Source organism: Mesorhizobium sp. C416B (assembly GCF_030323165.1).
Classification (GTDB): Bacteria; Pseudomonadota; Alphaproteobacteria; order Rhizobiales; family Rhizobiaceae; genus Mesorhizobium.
In genome coordinates this window covers 6265790-6281141 of record NZ_CP100471.1, presented here as the reverse complement: position 1 = coordinate 6281141, position 15352 = coordinate 6265790, and the positions used below count along the sequence as shown (strand labels likewise).

Here is a 15352-nt window from a genome sequence, read left to right as displayed (position 1 = left end):
AGCCGGGCTTTCATCTGTTCGTTTTGCGTCACACCAATCTGAGCGGTGCTGCCGAGAAATCGACGGCGCTCAACTCCTCGGCTTCAAATTCTCTGGATCGTAGAGCGGCTTGTAGCCGACGGCAGCCACCTCGACCGGGTAGGTCTCGCCGAAATATTCGATGGCAAACTTGCGGCCCTCCTGGGCATGGGCCCAGGGCAGATAGGCGAGGCCGATGTTCTTGCCGATGGTCGGGCCATAGGCCATCGACGTGGTGAAGGAGCGGCGGCCGAGTTCGTCGACAAGGGTTTCGCCGGTCTTCGGATCCATCACCGGCATGGTGCCGACGGGATAGCGGGCAACGCCTTTCGCATCGACGTTCTCGGTCATCACCAGCGTGCACAGGATCGCCGGCTGGTGCTCGCGGGCGCGGTATTCGACATGTTTGGCCTTGCCGCAGAAATCGTTCTCCTTGACCTTCGGTCGGGCAAGGTCGGCCTCAAGCAGATTGTACTCGGTCAGAAGGTCGGCGTTCTGCAGGCGCAGGCTCTTTTCCATGCGCCGCGTGTTGGCATAGGTCTCGACGCCGAACGGCATGACGCCGGTCGAGCGCAGCGCGTCCCAAACGGCCAGGCCGTCCTCGTAGCGCATGTGCAGTTCCCAGCCCTGCTCGCCGACATAAGAGATGCGGAAGGCGGTGACGTCCTTGCCGCCGATCCTGACCGGCTTGATCGCCGCGAAGGGGAAGTTCTCGAGCGAGAGACCATCCGGATTTTCGACCACTTTCTGCAGCGTCGCCCGCGCGTTCGGTCCCCAGATGCCGATGGTGACATATTTTTCCGTCACGTCGGTGATGGTGACGTCAAAGCCTTTGTCCTGCGCGGTGCGCTGCATGTAGCGGAAGTCGCGCGGACCGGCGTCGGCGCCGTCGATCAGCCGGCAGCGGTCGGCCATGCGGATGACGGTGAAGTCGGCGCGCACCATGCCTTCCTCGTCGAGGAAGTGGGTGTAGATACCCTTGCCGATGTTGTTGTCGCCACCAATCTTGGCCGCGCACAGCCACTCCAGCAGCGCGACATGGTCCGGCCCTTCGATGTCGTACATCGAGAAATGCGAGAGGTTGACGATGCCGCAATCCTCGCTCATCGCCAGGTGCTCGGCATTGGACACCCGCCAGAAATGGCGGTTGTCCCATTCGTTCTCACGTATGGGAACCCGGTTGCCATACTTCTCCAGCAGATGCTCGTTGGCGGCATAGCCATGCGCGCGCTCCCAACCGCCCAGCTCCATGAAGTAACCGCCAAGCTCCTTCTCGCGCTCCCAGAACGGCGAGCGGCGGATGTTGCGACCTTTGGAGAACGGCTCGCGCGGATGCACCGCTGGATTGTAGACCTTCATCGCCGTCTCGGTGCAGCGATCCCAGATGAACTGCTCTTTCGTCTGGTGCGGATAGAAGCGCGCATAGTCGATGGCGTGATGGTCGATTTCCGTGCGGCCGTCCGTCATCCAGTCGGCGATCAGCTTGCCCATGCCGGGGCCGTCCTTGACCCAGATGGCGACGGCGTACCAGAGGCCCCTCACCTTCTGGCTCTCGCCCATGGACGGGCCGCCATCGGCGGTCACCTGCAACAGGCCGTTGAAGGAATGGCTTTCGTTGTAGCCGAGTTCGCCCAGGATCGGCGTCAGTTCCATGGCGCGCTCCAGCGGCGCCAGGATCTGCTCCATGTCGAGATCGCGCTGCGACGGCGACAGCCGCGCCTGATCTTTTTCCAGCAAATCGCGCGGATGGCAGAGGCGCGGATTGGTCTCTTCGTAATAACCCCATTCGATCTGCCCGCCCTCGGCGGTCCTGGGGTCGCCGGTGTCGCGCATATAGGCCGAATTGCCTTGGTCGCGCAGCAGCGGCCAGCCGATCTCCTTGCCGGTACCGGCAAACTCATTGTAAGGCCCGAAGAAGGTCAGCGGATGGTCGATCGGCATCACCGGCAGGTCTTCGCCGACCATTTCGGCGATCAGCCGGCCCCAGATGCCGGCGCAGACGATGACATAGTCGGCCATGATCGTGCCGCGGTCGGTGACCACGCCCTTGATGCGGCCTTCCTCGACAATGAGGGATTTGGCCGGCGTGTTGGCGAACGACTTCAACTTGCCCGACGCTTCCGCCTGGTCGACCAGCTTGCCGGCGACGGTCTGCGAGCGCGGGATGACCAAGCCGGCGTCCGGATCCCACAGGCCGCCCTGCACCATAGACTCTTCGATCAGCGGGAATTTTTCCTTGATCTCGGCCGGTTCGATCAGCCGGGCGCGGGTGCCGAAGGATTTGGCCGAGGCGATCTTGCGCTTGATCTCGTCCATGCGGCTGTCGTCGCCGACGCGCGCCACTTCGAGGCCGCCAATGCGGGCGTAGTGGCCCATCTTCTCGTAGAAATCGATGGAGTAGAGCGTCGTCCAGCAGGACAGGAAATCATGGCTGGTGGTGTAGCAGAAGTCCGAGGCGTGCGCGGTCGAGCCGATGTCGGTCGGAATGCCCGATTTGTCGATGCCGACAATGTCGGTCCAGCCGCGTTCGATCAGATGATGGGCGATCGATGCGCCGACAATGCCACCCAGGCCGACGATGACGACCTTCGCCTGTTTCGGAAACTCTGCCATTGCCGCGACTCCAAGGGATAAAGCAGGCGTGTCCGCGCCCGTTCGAATGGCGCACAATATGCAGAGGACGTGGATGGAGCTACCGCCTGTTTGCGACACGTCGCGGATGCGACGCGACCCGGCGCGCCGGCGTGCCGCAAGTGGCGATCTATCTCAGGCGAAGGCCCAGATGTCCTCGGCCTGGAAGCCGACCTGATAGCCTGATGTCTTCAGCTTGACCACGACCTGGCCGATTTCGGCGGCTGGCAGCGCGCCGACCTCGACCTTGATCATGCCCGGACGATAGCGCTTGAGATCGAGCTGTTCGAAGACGATCCAGTCGGCGCCCTCGCAATCGACCAGGAAGGCGTCGATATGCGTGATGCCGTTGCGGTCGAGCAGCGTCTGCAGCGTTTCCGACGGCACCTCGATATCCCTCACGTGCGGCGCGAACTTGTTGAAATTGGCGTCGTCCCCGCCCCAGGCATTCTTGCCCGACATCAGATTGGTGTCGGTGACCGACGAGCAGCCGATGAACTCGATCGGCAGCGTGCCGGCCTCGAGTGCCGCGGCATCGAAAGTGTGGACGGTGATCGTGCCTTTGGTCTTCGTCACCGCGACCGGTTCGATGACGAAGCGTTCCGTGTCGGGATAGTTGGCGCGCAACCGCTTCTGATTGTACGGGATCGGCTCGACCAGCACGGCCCGCGCCCGCGGAATGCTGTGCAGCCACGGCGTGACGTCGTCGAACAGCGCACCGTCGCAAGCGCCGACATTGACCATCTGGAAGGCTTGCCCACCGCCAAACCGCGCCTTCAGCGCCGCCTTGGCCAGGAATTTCGTGCCACGCAACGCCGGCCCGCGATCGAGCAGACCGGCAGGCAGGCCGAGTGAAAGGGCGATGCGCGCCAGGCCGGAAATGGAACTCATGGCTTATCTCCAGGTATGGCCTGCAAGGCGATGGGCCGCCTTCCATTCAGGCTTGCCGACGCCCACAGCGCCATGACCGGGCCGACAAGCAAAAGGTAGGGCGGCAGAAGGTTCGGGAAGTAGATGCGGGTGTCGTGGATCGGAAAGACGGTGAATTTCGCCAGCACGCCAAGCACCAGTGCTGCAAGCAGGATGCCGGCGCGACGATCGAGCCGGAAGCCGGCGCGGCCGAGCGCAAACCACGCGGCCAGCGCCAGAACCGAGACCCCGACCCAGCTGTTGATGCTGATGGCGCGAATGAAGGATGCGGCAAACGCCTTGAGATAGGCGCCAACCGAGAACGGCGGCTCGAAGCCATCCATATTGTAGTGCTGCTCGATGCTGGAGAACCACAGATGCGGCCACCAGCCGGGATGCTGGGCCCAGTGCGAAATCGCGAAATAGGCGACGAAGGACGCGGCAAAGCCGGCCAGCGCGCCCCACGCCCGCTGCCGGAAGACCAGCAGCAGCACGGCGAAAATGGCCAGGAACACGATGTTGTCCGGCCGCGCCATGAAGGCTAGGAAAAGCAGGACAGCGGTCGCTGCCTCGCGGCCGCGCACATAGGCAAGCAGCCCGCCGAGGAACAGCGCCGAGCACAACAGATCCGGGGTCGAGGCGCATGCGGCATCGCCGAAATGGGCCATGATCAGCACCGCGCCGACCACAGGCGCCAGCGCCAGCGCGCCTTCGGTTCGCAGCCACAGCAGCGTGATCATCCCGAACAGCAGCACCGAGACCACCTGCAGCACCCGCATCGCCTCGACCGGCGACATCACCGAACTCATCGTCGACAGCATCTCGGCATAGAGAAACTTGATCCGGTACATGCCAAGCAGCGAGTGAAAGTCGGCGGCATTTTGCGCCATATGGCTGCGGAAGCCGCCGCCATCGTCGGTCAGCGTCTTGTAGTCGGCGGCCGACACGCCGGCCTGGACCGTCCTGTAGGCATAGTCATGCAACGCCTGCGCATCTGGGTAAGCGCCCTCCTCGGCGATTGCGAGATAAGGCAGCATGTCCCAATTGGCGTCGGGTATCGTCCAGGCCATGAACGCCGTCAGCAGGATATAGAGCGAAAACGCGATCGCGCCGACCGGAGCCGCCCATCGCGCATAAGTCCCCTCGCCCCGCGCGAGAGCGGCCGCGGTCAGCCGGTCGAGTGTGTTTTGCGGGGCGGGAGACTTGCTCAGCATTGTCGGACTCGGGACTTCGCTCAACGGACTTCTTTAACGGACTTGGCTTTTGACGAAATCCTTCACGATCCCCACGATGCCGCGCGACAGCAGGCTATCGAAGGCATCGACGAAATGGTCGACATGCTCGCGCTGGCAGATCAGCGGCGGCTCGAGACGGATGACGTTGCGGTTGTATTCGGTGAAGGCGACGAGCACGTCATAGTCGCGCAGCAACAGTGCGCCGACGAAGCCCGACAGCGAGCCCTTCAGCTTGTCGTCGAGGACGCTGACGATCGGACGCAGCACCATCGGCAAGGTCTGCGAGAAGTCGTGGAACTCGAGCCCGACCATAAAGCCTTTGCCGCGCACATCCTTGATGATCTTCGGGTACTTCTGCTTCAGCGCCTGCAGGCGCTGAAGCAGATAGTCGCCGGTAGTGGCGGCGTTGTCGATCAGCCCCTCATCATAGAGCACGTTGATGCCCTCGATCGCGGTGACGCAGGCCTCGCCCATGCCGCCAAAGGTGGCCATGGCATGGATCATCGCCGTCTTCGGCGTGCCATAGGCCTTCATATAGACCTCGCGCCGGGCGATCATCGCGCCGACCGCCGCCTTGCCGGCGCCGAGCGATTTCGCGAGCGCCGTCACATCGGGCACGACGCCATAATGCTCGAAGGCATAGAAGCGTCCCGAACGGCCATAGCCGCACTGCACTTCGTCCGCCACCCACAGCACGCCATACTGGTCGCAGAGCACGCGCAATTTCTGCCAGTATTCGGCCTCTGCCTGGATGATGCCGCCGCCGCCCTGGATTGTCTCAAGCACTATGACGCCGACCTCCGGGTCGGAGCGGAACAGCCGCTCGACCGCTTCGATATCGGCGAACGGAATGCGAACGGTGTTCTCAGCCATCTTGAAGTCCGCGCGGTAGAGCTGGCCATCGGTAATGCCGAGCACGCCCTTGGTCTTGCCGTGGAAGGAATTCTCGGCATAGACGATTTTTGGCCTCTTCGGCCCGGCGGCGCGCTCGGCGAGCTTCACCGCCGCTTCCATCGCTTCCGAACCCGACGAGCCCAGAAACACCATGTCGAGATCGCCGGGCGAGCATTTGGCGATGTTGTGCGCAAGGGCCGATGCATATTGCGACATGAAGGCGATGGCGATTTCCTGGCGCTTCTCCTCCTGGAATTTGCGCCGGGCCTCCAGGATGCGCGGATGGTTGTGGCCGAAGGCCAGCGAACCGAAGCCGCCGAAGAAGTCGAGAATCTTGCGGCCGTTCTGGTCGATGTAGAACATGCCTTCGGCACGCTCGATCTTGATCTTGTGGAAGCCGAGCAACTTCATGAAATGCAGCTGGCCCGGATTGAGATGCGCCTTGAACAGGTCGGTCATGCGCGCGACATCCATCGCCTTCGCCTGCTCGACGCTGATCAGGTCGGGCTTGGCGATGGCGGTAGGCGACAACGCCGGCGCGCCGACCATGGTGCGCGCGTTCGTCTGCTCAGGCTTGGCCATGACGGTCATTTCGGAGTTCTCCTGGTCGTCCCACTTATTCGGCGGGGACATGATTGGCGGTGACGGCAAGCCCGTCTTTCTTGGCGCGGTATTCGCTGTAGGCGGCGATCAGCATGTCCTCGTCGCGATATTGCGGCACCCAGCCGAGCTGGCGCTCGGCCTTGGATACGTCGAGCACGCACTCCTCATCGGCGATCAGATATTGTTCGGGATCCATGATCGGCATGTTCATGAGATCGAGCAGGTCGAGGGTGCGCTTGACCGCCCAGCCCGGCGTCGGGATCAGCAGCGACTTCGAGCCGGCATGCTTGATCAGGTCGCCCAGCAATTTCTTCACCGGCGGCGGATTGAGGGAGCCCAGATTATAGGCCTGGTTGGGCACGCCTGCCTTCCAGGCCGCGCGGGCAGCTTCCGCGCAATCGAACACCGAGATGAACTGATAGGGGTTCTTGCCCGAGCCGATCATCGGCACAGGAAAATTCCAGTCGATCAGTTTGAACAGCTTTTCCAGGATCCCGAGCCGGCCGGGACCGATGATCAGACGCGGGCGAAACAGCGAGATCGACATGCCGCGCTTGCGCCATTGAGCGGCGAGCTCCTCGGTCTTCTGCTTCGACCAGCCATATTCGCCGAGCGGCGCGACCGGGTGCTCCTCGGTCATCGGCTGGGTGACCGTGTGGCCGTAGATCATGTCGGTGGTGTAGTGGACGAGCTTGGACGCGCCGGCCTTGTCCATCGCCTGCATGATGTGTTCGGTGCCGTGGAAATTCACCGGAAAGAAGAAGTCGTGACGCTTGGCCCGCACCTGGATCGGCGACAGCATTTTGGCCGACAGGTTGTAGACCATGTCGTCGGCCTTCAATCCGATGTTGGCCACCGAGGCCGTATCCGTGACATCGCAGGTGACGAAGCGAACGTTGCGATAGTGCGTCAGGTCGCTCTTGACGACGTCGGCAACGACAACCTCTTCGCCATCGGCCACAAGCTTCGGGGCAAGATGACGGCCGACGAAGCCGTCGCCGCCGAAAATAACATGTCTCATCGAACGATCTCGCTGGTCTTGTCGGGGATGATGGAAGCGGTTTGGTCGTCATGCCCGCGCGCGCCCAAGTCTCGACCGCTTTGCGCGATCAGCACGGTGCCGACGCAGATGAAGGCGATGCCGGCAATGCGCCAGGCATTGAGGTCCTCGCGGAAGATGAAATAGGCGAAGATCGCAACCGCGACATAGGCAAGGCTGAGGAACGGATACGCAAAGCTGAGCTCGACCTTGGACAGCACATAGAGATGCGAAGCCATCGAGATGACGAAGGTGCACAGGCCGAGAAACACCCATGGGCTGAAAACGACCTGCAACAGCTTCAACAGCGGATTGGTGCCCTCGAACGAAATGGGACCGAGCGACATCATGCCTTGCTTCAGCATCAGCTGCGCGGCGGCATTGGTCATGACCGTGAACAGAATGAAGACGATGTATTTCATATTTTGCACCCGCCACTCGCAACGGTCCTATTACGAACCTGCAAACATTTCATGAAGTCACGACAATGCTTTGAGTAAACCACGGAACTTACGATCTATTCACCATGACTTATTCGGATTGTACCTATTCAGCTGCCTCGACACGCCCTGGCCGGACGTTGAGCTTTTTCGCCGTCCGCAGCCAGAAACTGGACACGAACGCCGGGTCGCGCAGCGCTTCAAGCCGCTGCCAATTCGGGAAGGAGGCCGCGAAAGTATCAGCGCCCATGCGCGCATCCTTGTACGGGTTGACCGCGCCGCCGGCCGCGACCGTGATGCGGTCGAGTTCGCTGAGCAGGGCCAGCGTCCTGTCGCCGCGATTGGGGAAATCCAGTGTCAACGTGAAGCCTGGCCGCGGAAAGGACAGCAGCCCCGGCGAGCGGATCGAGCCGAAGCGCTTCAACACGGTGAGGAAAGAGCCCTGCCCGGCCCGTCGCGCCGCCTCGAGCAGCGCCGGCACGGTCTGACGCGCGACATTTTCCGGCACCAAGCTCTGGTGCTGGTAGAGACCTTTCGGGCCATACAGCCGGTTCCAGTCGCCGAGACCATCAAGCGGAAAGAAAAAGCCCTGGTAGCCGGTTTGGCTCGGCCCCGGCGAGCGCCCCTTCTTCCACCGATAGGCGGCGTTGAAGGCGGTGAGAAACGGCCGGTTGAGCACATTGAACGGCGGCTGGAACGGCACTGAAAAACGGGAGCCGGCGCGAGACGCCGCGTGCGAGCCGTACTCGGCATGATTGCCTGTCAACAACAGGCCGCGCCCGCGGCCATGGCCGCCGGCAAGCTGGTCGATCCAGGCGACGGCATATTCATTCGCCTGGTCGGCGGCCTCGGCCAGTTCGAAGAATTCGCTAAGATCGGCAAACCGCGTTACCTTCTCGGCGATATCGAGCGAATGCACCCGCATCAGCCGGATCGAGGCCGACAGGATCAGGCCGGTCAGCCCCATGCCGCCGATCGTCGCCGCAAACAGCCTTGCATTGTCGGTTGCCGAGCAGGTGTAGGTCCGCCCGTCCGAGCGCAGCAGGGTGAGAGACTCGACATGGCAGCCGAAAGTGCCGCGCCGGTGATGGTTCTTGCCATGGACGTCATTGGCGATCGCGCCGCCAAGGGTGACGAACTGGGTGCCTGGGACCACCGTCGGAAAGAAGCCGTAAGGTGCGGTGTGCGCAATGATATCGGAGAGGAACACGCCGGCCTGCGCCTCGAGCAGGCCGGTTTCGGCATTGAAGGCGCCGATGCGGTTCAGCGGCCGCATGTCCACGACCGCACCTGGCTCGTTCTGGCAGGAATCACCGTAGGAGCGGCCATTGCCATAGGCGAGCAGAGCGTTCTTTGTCGCCTTGCCGCTTCGCATCAGCGCGATGGCATCGTCGGCCGCGATGGCTCGCTTTGCGGCCGGCGTGGCGAGGCCAAAACTCCGGTACCGTTCGCCGGCCATGCCCTACCAGCCTCCCGCGACCAGAAGGGCGGCGCCGATCACCACGACGATCTGGCTTCGCCAGTCGCGAATGATGAAGATGACCGGATCGTCATTCATCTCGTTGCGGCGCGCCAGGATCCAGACCCGCATGGTCAAATACAGCACGATCGGCGCCAGCGGCCAGACCAGCCAGGGATGCGGATAGAGTTCGCGTACCGCGACGCTGTCCATGTAGAGCGCCAGCACCAGCGCCGAGGAGAAGGCCGACGCCATTCCTGCCTGGGCGACGATCTCCTGGTCTTCGATGCGGTAGCCGCGACCGGCAATGCGCTCGCCCACCGGAATGGCTGTGGTGCGCAGTTCGACATAGCGCTTCACCAGCGCCAGCGACAGGAAGAAGAAAATCGAAAAGGCGAGCAGCCAGAACGAGACTTCGACCCCGGTCGCCGCAGCACCTGCCAGCACACGCACTGTGTAGAGCCCCGCCAGCGTCAGTACGTCGGCCAGGAGCATGCGCTTGAACGACAGCGAATAGGCTGTGGTCACCACCAGATAGCCGGCGAGCACGCCCAGGAACTCGGTCGGCAACAGAAGCCCGGCGGCAATGCCGATCGCCAGCAGCACCGCCATCGCGCCGAGACCGAACGGGATCGACAAAGCGCCGCTGGCGAAAGGCCGGTTGCGTTTGGTCGGGTGCTTGCGGTCAAGCGCAAGGTCGAAGAAATCGTTGAGGATGTAGATGGCGGAAGCCACGGCGCTGAAGGCGACGAACGCCAGCAGGCATTGCCAGATCATGTTGATGTTGAAGTATTCATGCGACAGCACCATCGGCACCGCTATCAGCGAATTCTTCAGCCACTGGTGCACTCGCAGCATCTTGACGAATGTCTTCAATGTCCTTTTCGGCGCCGGCATCCTTTCGGCGCTATGCGCGGCCTGCCAGCGCCTCGCATGGCGGTCGGGCGCCACGACGATGGCGTTGCGTGCGGCTCCGAAAACCTTGAGGTCGTGCCGGCTGTTGCCGGCATAGTCGAAACCGCCGTCGCCATAGGCGGCGATGAGCGCGTCGCGCTTGCGGCCCGAGGTCATGTTGTGGGGACCGTCGGTCGCCAGCACATAGTCGAAGACGCCCAGATGCGCGGCGATTGTCTCGGCGAACTTGCGTGGCGTACCGGTCGCCAGCACGATCTTGCGTCCGTCGCGATGGTCGGCGCGCAGCCGCTGCAGCAGCGCTTCGCGATAGGGCAGCGAGGCCGGATCGATGTCGATGCGGTCAGCAATCGCTTGTTTCAGCCGCGCCGGGCCGGCGGCCAGCCAGAATGGAACCAGGAAAACATAGAGCGGATTCTTCTTAAGCAGGATGAACAGGCCTTCCCAAAGAAGATCGGTCGCAATCAGCGTGCCGTCGAGGTCGACCGCAAGCGGGATTGCGTTCTTGTCCGACCGCGCATCCATATCTTTCCTGCCCAGCTCAAAAACCCGTCGCGCCACGTTTCGGCGTCTTGGTATCCGGCATAGCGAGCAACGGCGCAACGAACGTTAAAACGTCTGGTTGCAACGGATATGCGCCGGGGTATTTCCCTCGTCATCGTTAAGCAACCGTTGCCGTAGACGAGAAAAGGCCGGGCATTGCCCGGCCTCTACTACATTTGCCTGCCGACTTACTTGATGCGGGCAACGCCACCCGAGATTTCGACCGTTTCCGAGCCGGTCAGGGCCTCGAGGTCACCATTGGGCAAGGTGACAAAACAGCCGTTCGGGCAGAATTCCACGGTTTCGCCAGCGGCCAGCGCCAACTCCGTCTTGCCGCCGCCTTCCGTCACGATCAGCGTACGGGTCTCAGCATCCTTGTTGACCGCGCTGGCGGCAAAGGCCGAGCCACTCGCTGCGGTAAGAGCGATGGCGACGACGAGCGACTTCCACATTTTGCAATATCGGTGTTTCCACACCGCCTCTGTTGCATTTCGCAAGGCATTCTCGCCCTTGCATGTGAGCTTATATGAGATGCAAGCTGAACCGCAACTGAATGCCGCATTCATGCCGCAATTGGTTTGGGAGGAGCTTGGGGCCTTAGCTGGGATCGGGTTTGCGGGCCTTGCGACCAGTTTTGGCCAGCCGCTTCGCCTCGGTGGCGGCTCTGGCCTCCGCCTGCTCCTTCTCGGCGAACTCGACTTCGATCTTGTCGTCGTCGATCGGCCATGCGTCGGTCTGCTTGACCTTGACCTCGGCGCGCGGCGTCGAGGGGATTTCTATGTGCTCGGCGTCAAAAGCATCGAGAACGGCAAAGCGGATATCGTTCTGAACAATCGCGCCGTTCAGCACATCGGCCAGGAACACGCGGATCTCGAACTCGAGTGCTGCCGGCCCGAAATTGGTGAACAGCACGAAGGGTTCCGGGTTCTTCAGCACCAGCGCATGGCCGCGCGCAATCTCCAGCAGAACCGCGTGTACCCGCTTGACGTCGCTGCCATAGGCGACCCCGACCTTGATCTCCACACGTCCGAGCTTGTTGCGGTGCGTCCAGTTGCCGACGGCGTTGTTGATGAGATTCGAATTGGGCAGGATCACCGATTGCCGCTGGAAGGTCTCGATTTCGGTGGCGCGCACGCTGATCTTCTTGACCGTGCCTGATGTGTCGCCGGCGACGATCCAGTCGCCGACCTTGAACGGCCGCTCGGCGAGCAGGATCAGGCCGGACACGAAGTTGGACACGACATTCTGCAGGCCAAAGCCGATACCCAGCGAAAGTGCGCCGGCAACAAGCGCCAGGTTGGAGAGATCGATGCCCGCCGCCGAGATGCCGACGAGCCCAGCGAGCGCGACGCCGGCATAGCCGACCGCCAGCCGGATCGAGTTGCGCACGCCGGTATCGACCTTGCCGCGCGCCATTACCGAGCCGTCGAGCCAGCCCTGGAACCAGCGGGTCAGGAAATAGCCGATGATGAAGACGACGATGCCGGTGAGGATGCCGGTGACCGAAATCGTCACCGAACCGACGGTGACGCCTGTCGCCAATTTATAGCCCCAGGCCTGGATATCGCCGGGCTGGAAGCCCCACATCAACAGGATCAGCGGCAGGAACACCAGCACGATCATCAGGTTGATGGCGACGCTGACGACGAGGCCGAGTTGGTCGAGCGCGGTGTCCTCATAGCTGGAATTGGTCTTCAGCCAGCGCCCGATGGACGTGCCGGCGAAACCACCCTCCTCGCCGATCTCGCGCGCCGACAGGAAGCCGATATAGGCGGTGAGCAGGATGGTGCCGGTGACCACGACCTGCAACGAGACGAAGATGGCAAGACCGATATAGCCGAACAGCGCCGCCGCAATCGTGAACAGGCCGAGCGCGACACAGGTGTAGCGCAGCCAGGCCGGCCAGGGGCGCCAGCGCCCGTCGGCGTCCTTGTAAGGCTTCAGCAGCGCCATCAGGATCAGGATGACGCCCACGATGACGGTGGCGACAAAACTCCTGGCCACCGTCAGCGACAGAGGCGAGCCCATCTTGTCGTTGACGATCGACAGGAAATTGTTGATGCCGATGACGACTGCCATGGCCGTTGTCAGTCGCACCAGCCAACGCGCCGGGCCGGTCTCGACCTGGATCAGGCGCCAGTTCGGCATGCTGGGCGACAGCGCCGCATTGGTCAGGCGGTTGACACAGAACACTATGGCGATGACGGCTGCCAGCGCGTTGAGGAAAACGCCTATGTCGCCGCGCAGCACATTGTAGTAGTTGTACAGGAACACCGTCGAGGCGAGGAAGGCGCTGACCGCCAGCGTCGGCAGCAAAGTCGACCAGAACGCCACCGACAGGCGACTGAGATATGTCGGATCTTCAACCGACGCGTCGGGCTCGAAGATGCGCCCAAACAGGCGGCGCCCACCGACCAGAAGCACCACCGCCAAAGCAAGCGCCATGAGGGTCGCCGCGAGCATCGCCTGGAACTTGAACTTGAAGGCAAAGCTCAGCCACGATGACACCGCCCTGTAGAAGTTGGCGTATTCGTCCCTTGCGTCGGAAAACACCTGGGGGCTCAGTGCATCGGACAACACATAGCGCTTGGTCAGCCCGCTGCGAAACAGCTCGCTGCGCATGTTGCCGATCTTCTCGATCAGCGCATTGATGCGGATCGACAGGTTCTGCGCGCCGGCGATGACGGCGTTGATCTCCGCCTTTTCCGACGCCAGCGCCTGGCGCTCGCCGGTCACGATGTCCGGTTCAGGGGGCTGTCCGGCAGCCGGCGGTGCGCCAAGCTGCTCGAGCCTCGAATTGATCTCTCCCAGCCGCGAACGAAACGCCAGCGCGCTGTTCAGCGCAGCGCGCGACAGCTCTTCCAGCTGCAGGCGGATCTCGACAAGGGTGGTGTCGTCGACGCCGTCCTCCTGGACTTTCTTCTCCAGAGCGTCGGTCTTCGTCGCCAAACCCTGCAGGATTTTCTGCTGGTCGGCGACCAGCCCGGCAGGCGCCTGGCCCAGCCCCTGCGCCATGGCGCCGAACGAATGCGGCGCCAAGGCAACGAGCGCTAGGACCAGGATCAGGCGAAAGAAGCGAAAAAACATAATGGTGGCGACTCAAAGGGCGGCAAAGGCCGCCTCTAAAGCGGTCCTTGATAGAGACGCTCATCCCGTGGTGCAAGTCGTGGCGAAGTCATGACAGTTGGGCGCCTTGCGGGAGTCGGCCAGTCGAAAAGCCATGGCGCAATCTTGGCTTTGCGCACGCCGCCTGCTCTATAGTCTGCCGCATCGCACCCGAGCCGGATGGCTTCAGGTCTGTTGGACCTGAAATCATCCGGCTCTAAAAATCAAAGATATAGAGCATGATGTCGTCCGAAAACCGCTTCACACTTTTCGGCATCATGCTCTAGGGATGACATGAAGAATGGCGGAATATTCAGCCCTTTCGCTTCTCACGAACGCGCTCAAGGGAAACAAGGACTGGAAGCCGGCCTGGCGCAAGCCCGACCCCAAGGCTTCCTATGACGTCATCATCATCGGCGGCGGCGGCCACGGCCTGTCGACGGCGTACTATCTGGCCAAGGAGCACGGCATCACCAATGTCGCGGTGCTGGAAAAGGGCTGGCTGGGTTCCGGCAATGTCGGCCGTAACACCACGGCGGTGCGCTCCAACTACCTTTTGCCGTCCAACACCCGCTTCTACGAACATTCGATGAAGATGTGGGAGAACCTGTCGCACGACCTCAACCACAACGTCATGTTCTCGCAGCGCGGCTGCCTGAACCTGGCTCACACGCCGGCCCAGTTCGACGACTTGGCCAGGCGCGGCAACGCCATGCGCCATCTCGGCGTCGATGCCGAGCTGATGAGCACAGCCGAGATCGCGCGCCTGGTCCCGGCGCTGGACATGTCGGCCTCCGCGCGCTTTCCCATCGTCGGCGGCCTGATGCAGCCACGCGCCGGCACCGCCCGGCACGATGCGGTTGCCTGGGGCTATGCGCGCGGCGCCGACCGACGCGGCGTCGACATCGTCGAGAATTGCGAGGTCACCGGCTTCCTGCGCGACGGCGACCGCATCACCGGCGTACAGACGACGCGCGGAGAGATCCGCGGCAAGAAAGTCGCCGTGGCCGTTGCCGGCAGCACCGGACGGGTGATGCAGCTTGCCGGCATCGACAGGATGCCGATCGAGAGCCATGTGCTGCAGGCCTTCGTGACAGAGTCGCTGAAACCGTTCTGCAACACGGTCCTGACCTTCGGCATGGGCCATTTCTATATGTCGCAGTCCGACAAGGGCGGCCTTGTCTATGGCGGCGATATCGACGGCTACAACAGCTACGCCCAGCGCGGTAACCTGCCCATCGTCGACGAGGTGATGAGCGAGATGCTGGCGCTGTTTCCCGGCCTTGCGCGTGTACGCATGCTGCGCTCCTGGGGCGGCGTCTGCGACATGTCGATGGACGGTTCGCCGATCATCACCACCGGCCCGCTGCCGGGCATGTATCTCAATTGCGGCTGGTGCTATGGCGGCTTCAAGGCGACTCCGGCCTCGGGCTGGTGCTTTGCATACACCATCGCCAAGGATGAGCCGCACGCGTTCAACGCGCCCTTCACGCTCGACCGTTTTTATCGCGGCCTGGTGATCGACGACAAGGGCCAGGGCGCAACGCCCCGGCTGCATTAGGGT

11 protein-coding genes are annotated in these 15352 nt (G+C 62.5%); 1 reads left to right on the top strand and 10 read right to left on the bottom strand.

The annotated features are described in order from the left end of the window. Positions 1–69 precede the first annotated feature (69 nt). The 10 genes from NLY43_RS30410 to NLY43_RS30365 form a co-directional block, all read right to left on the bottom strand. Entirely contained in the window at positions 70–2631 is a 2562-nt protein-coding gene (locus NLY43_RS30410) for a GcvT family protein (protein WP_023710780.1), read from the bottom strand. 153 nt (positions 2632–2784) lie between these two features. Beyond that, entirely contained in the window at positions 2785–3540 is a 756-nt protein-coding gene (locus tag NLY43_RS30405) for an FkbM family methyltransferase (protein ID WP_023710781.1), read from the bottom strand. Beyond that, positions 3537–4772, bottom strand: a complete 1236-nt coding sequence (locus tag NLY43_RS30400) for a DUF2029 domain-containing protein (protein WP_023710782.1) — start codon at positions 4770–4772, stop codon at positions 3537–3539. Before NLY43_RS30400 ends, NLY43_RS30405 begins: the two co-directional genes overlap by 4 nt. Before the next feature lie 33 nt (positions 4773–4805). Next, the gene (locus tag NLY43_RS30395; protein WP_245263968.1) at positions 4806–6236 is read right to left on the bottom strand and encodes an aspartate aminotransferase family protein; all 1431 of its coding nucleotides are present in this window, start codon (positions 6234–6236) and stop codon (positions 4806–4808) included. Positions 6237–6303: 67 nt separating this feature from the next. Then, positions 6304–7311 carry an NAD-dependent epimerase/dehydratase family protein gene (locus NLY43_RS30390; protein WP_023710784.1) on the bottom strand — a complete coding sequence of 336 codons (1008 nt, stop codon included), beginning with the start codon at positions 7309–7311 and terminating at the stop codon, positions 6304–6306. Further along, positions 7308–7751, bottom strand: coding sequence for an EamA family transporter (locus NLY43_RS30385; RefSeq protein ID WP_023710785.1), 444 nt, complete (start codon positions 7749–7751; stop codon positions 7308–7310). Before NLY43_RS30385 ends, NLY43_RS30390 begins: the two co-directional genes overlap by 4 nt. Positions 7752–7875: 124 nt before the next feature. Then, positions 7876–9228 carry an FAD-binding oxidoreductase gene (locus tag NLY43_RS30380; protein WP_023710786.1) on the bottom strand — a complete coding sequence of 451 codons (1353 nt, stop codon included), beginning with the start codon at positions 9226–9228 and terminating at the stop codon, positions 7876–7878. Between the two features lie 3 nt (positions 9229–9231). Next, positions 9232–10665: a UbiA family prenyltransferase gene (locus NLY43_RS30375; protein ID WP_023710787.1), complete on the bottom strand. Its 1434-nt coding sequence runs from the start codon at positions 10663–10665 to the stop codon at positions 9232–9234. 206 nt (positions 10666–10871) lie between these two features. Then, positions 10872–11135, bottom strand: coding sequence for a hypothetical protein (locus NLY43_RS30370; RefSeq protein WP_023670370.1), 264 nt, complete (start codon positions 11133–11135; stop codon positions 10872–10874). A 145-nt stretch (positions 11136–11280) separates the two neighbouring features. Next, the gene (locus tag NLY43_RS30365; protein WP_023710788.1) at positions 11281–13770 is read right to left on the bottom strand and encodes a mechanosensitive ion channel family protein; all 2490 of its coding nucleotides are present in this window, start codon (positions 13768–13770) and stop codon (positions 11281–11283) included. 319 nt (positions 13771–14089) lie between these two features. On the opposite strand from NLY43_RS30365, the gene NLY43_RS30360 reads away from it, so the two are divergent. After that, on the top strand, positions 14090–15349 hold the full coding sequence (locus NLY43_RS30360) for a sarcosine oxidase subunit beta family protein (protein ID WP_023710789.1): 1260 nt from the start codon (positions 14090–14092) through the stop codon (positions 15347–15349). The last annotated feature ends 3 nt before the right edge of the window (positions 15350–15352 follow it).

Excerpts from the sequence above, each read along its gene's own strand:
- NLY43_RS30365 (WP_023710788.1), bottom strand. The coding sequence starts at position 13,770 with ATGTTTTTTCGCTTCTTTCGCCTGATCCTGGTCCTAGCGCTCGTTGCC.
- NLY43_RS30390 (WP_023710784.1), bottom strand. The coding sequence starts at position 7,311 with ATGAGACATGTTATTTTCGGCGGCGACGGCTTCGTCGGCCGTCATCTT.
- NLY43_RS30405 (WP_023710781.1), bottom strand. The coding sequence starts at position 3,540 with ATGAGTTCCATTTCCGGCCTGGCGCGCATCGCCCTTTCACTCGGCCTG.
- NLY43_RS30370 (WP_023670370.1), bottom strand. The coding sequence starts at position 11,135 with ATGTGGAAGTCGCTCGTCGTCGCCATCGCTCTTACCGCAGCGAGTGGC.
- NLY43_RS30360 (WP_023710789.1), top strand. The coding sequence starts at position 14,090 with ATGGCGGAATATTCAGCCCTTTCGCTTCTCACGAACGCGCTCAAGGGA.
- NLY43_RS30395 (WP_245263968.1), bottom strand. The coding sequence starts at position 6,236 with ATGGTCGGCGCGCCGGCGTTGTCGCCTACCGCCATCGCCAAGCCCGAC.
- NLY43_RS30385 (WP_023710785.1), bottom strand. The coding sequence starts at position 7,751 with ATGAAATACATCGTCTTCATTCTGTTCACGGTCATGACCAATGCCGCC.
- NLY43_RS30380 (WP_023710786.1), bottom strand. The coding sequence starts at position 9,228 with ATGGCCGGCGAACGGTACCGGAGTTTTGGCCTCGCCACGCCGGCCGCA.
- NLY43_RS30410 (WP_023710780.1), bottom strand. The coding sequence starts at position 2,631 with ATGGCAGAGTTTCCGAAACAGGCGAAGGTCGTCATCGTCGGCCTGGGT.
- NLY43_RS30400 (WP_023710782.1), bottom strand. The coding sequence starts at position 4,772 with ATGCTGAGCAAGTCTCCCGCCCCGCAAAACACACTCGACCGGCTGACC.
- NLY43_RS30375 (WP_023710787.1), bottom strand. The coding sequence starts at position 10,665 with ATGGATGCGCGGTCGGACAAGAACGCAATCCCGCTTGCGGTCGACCTC.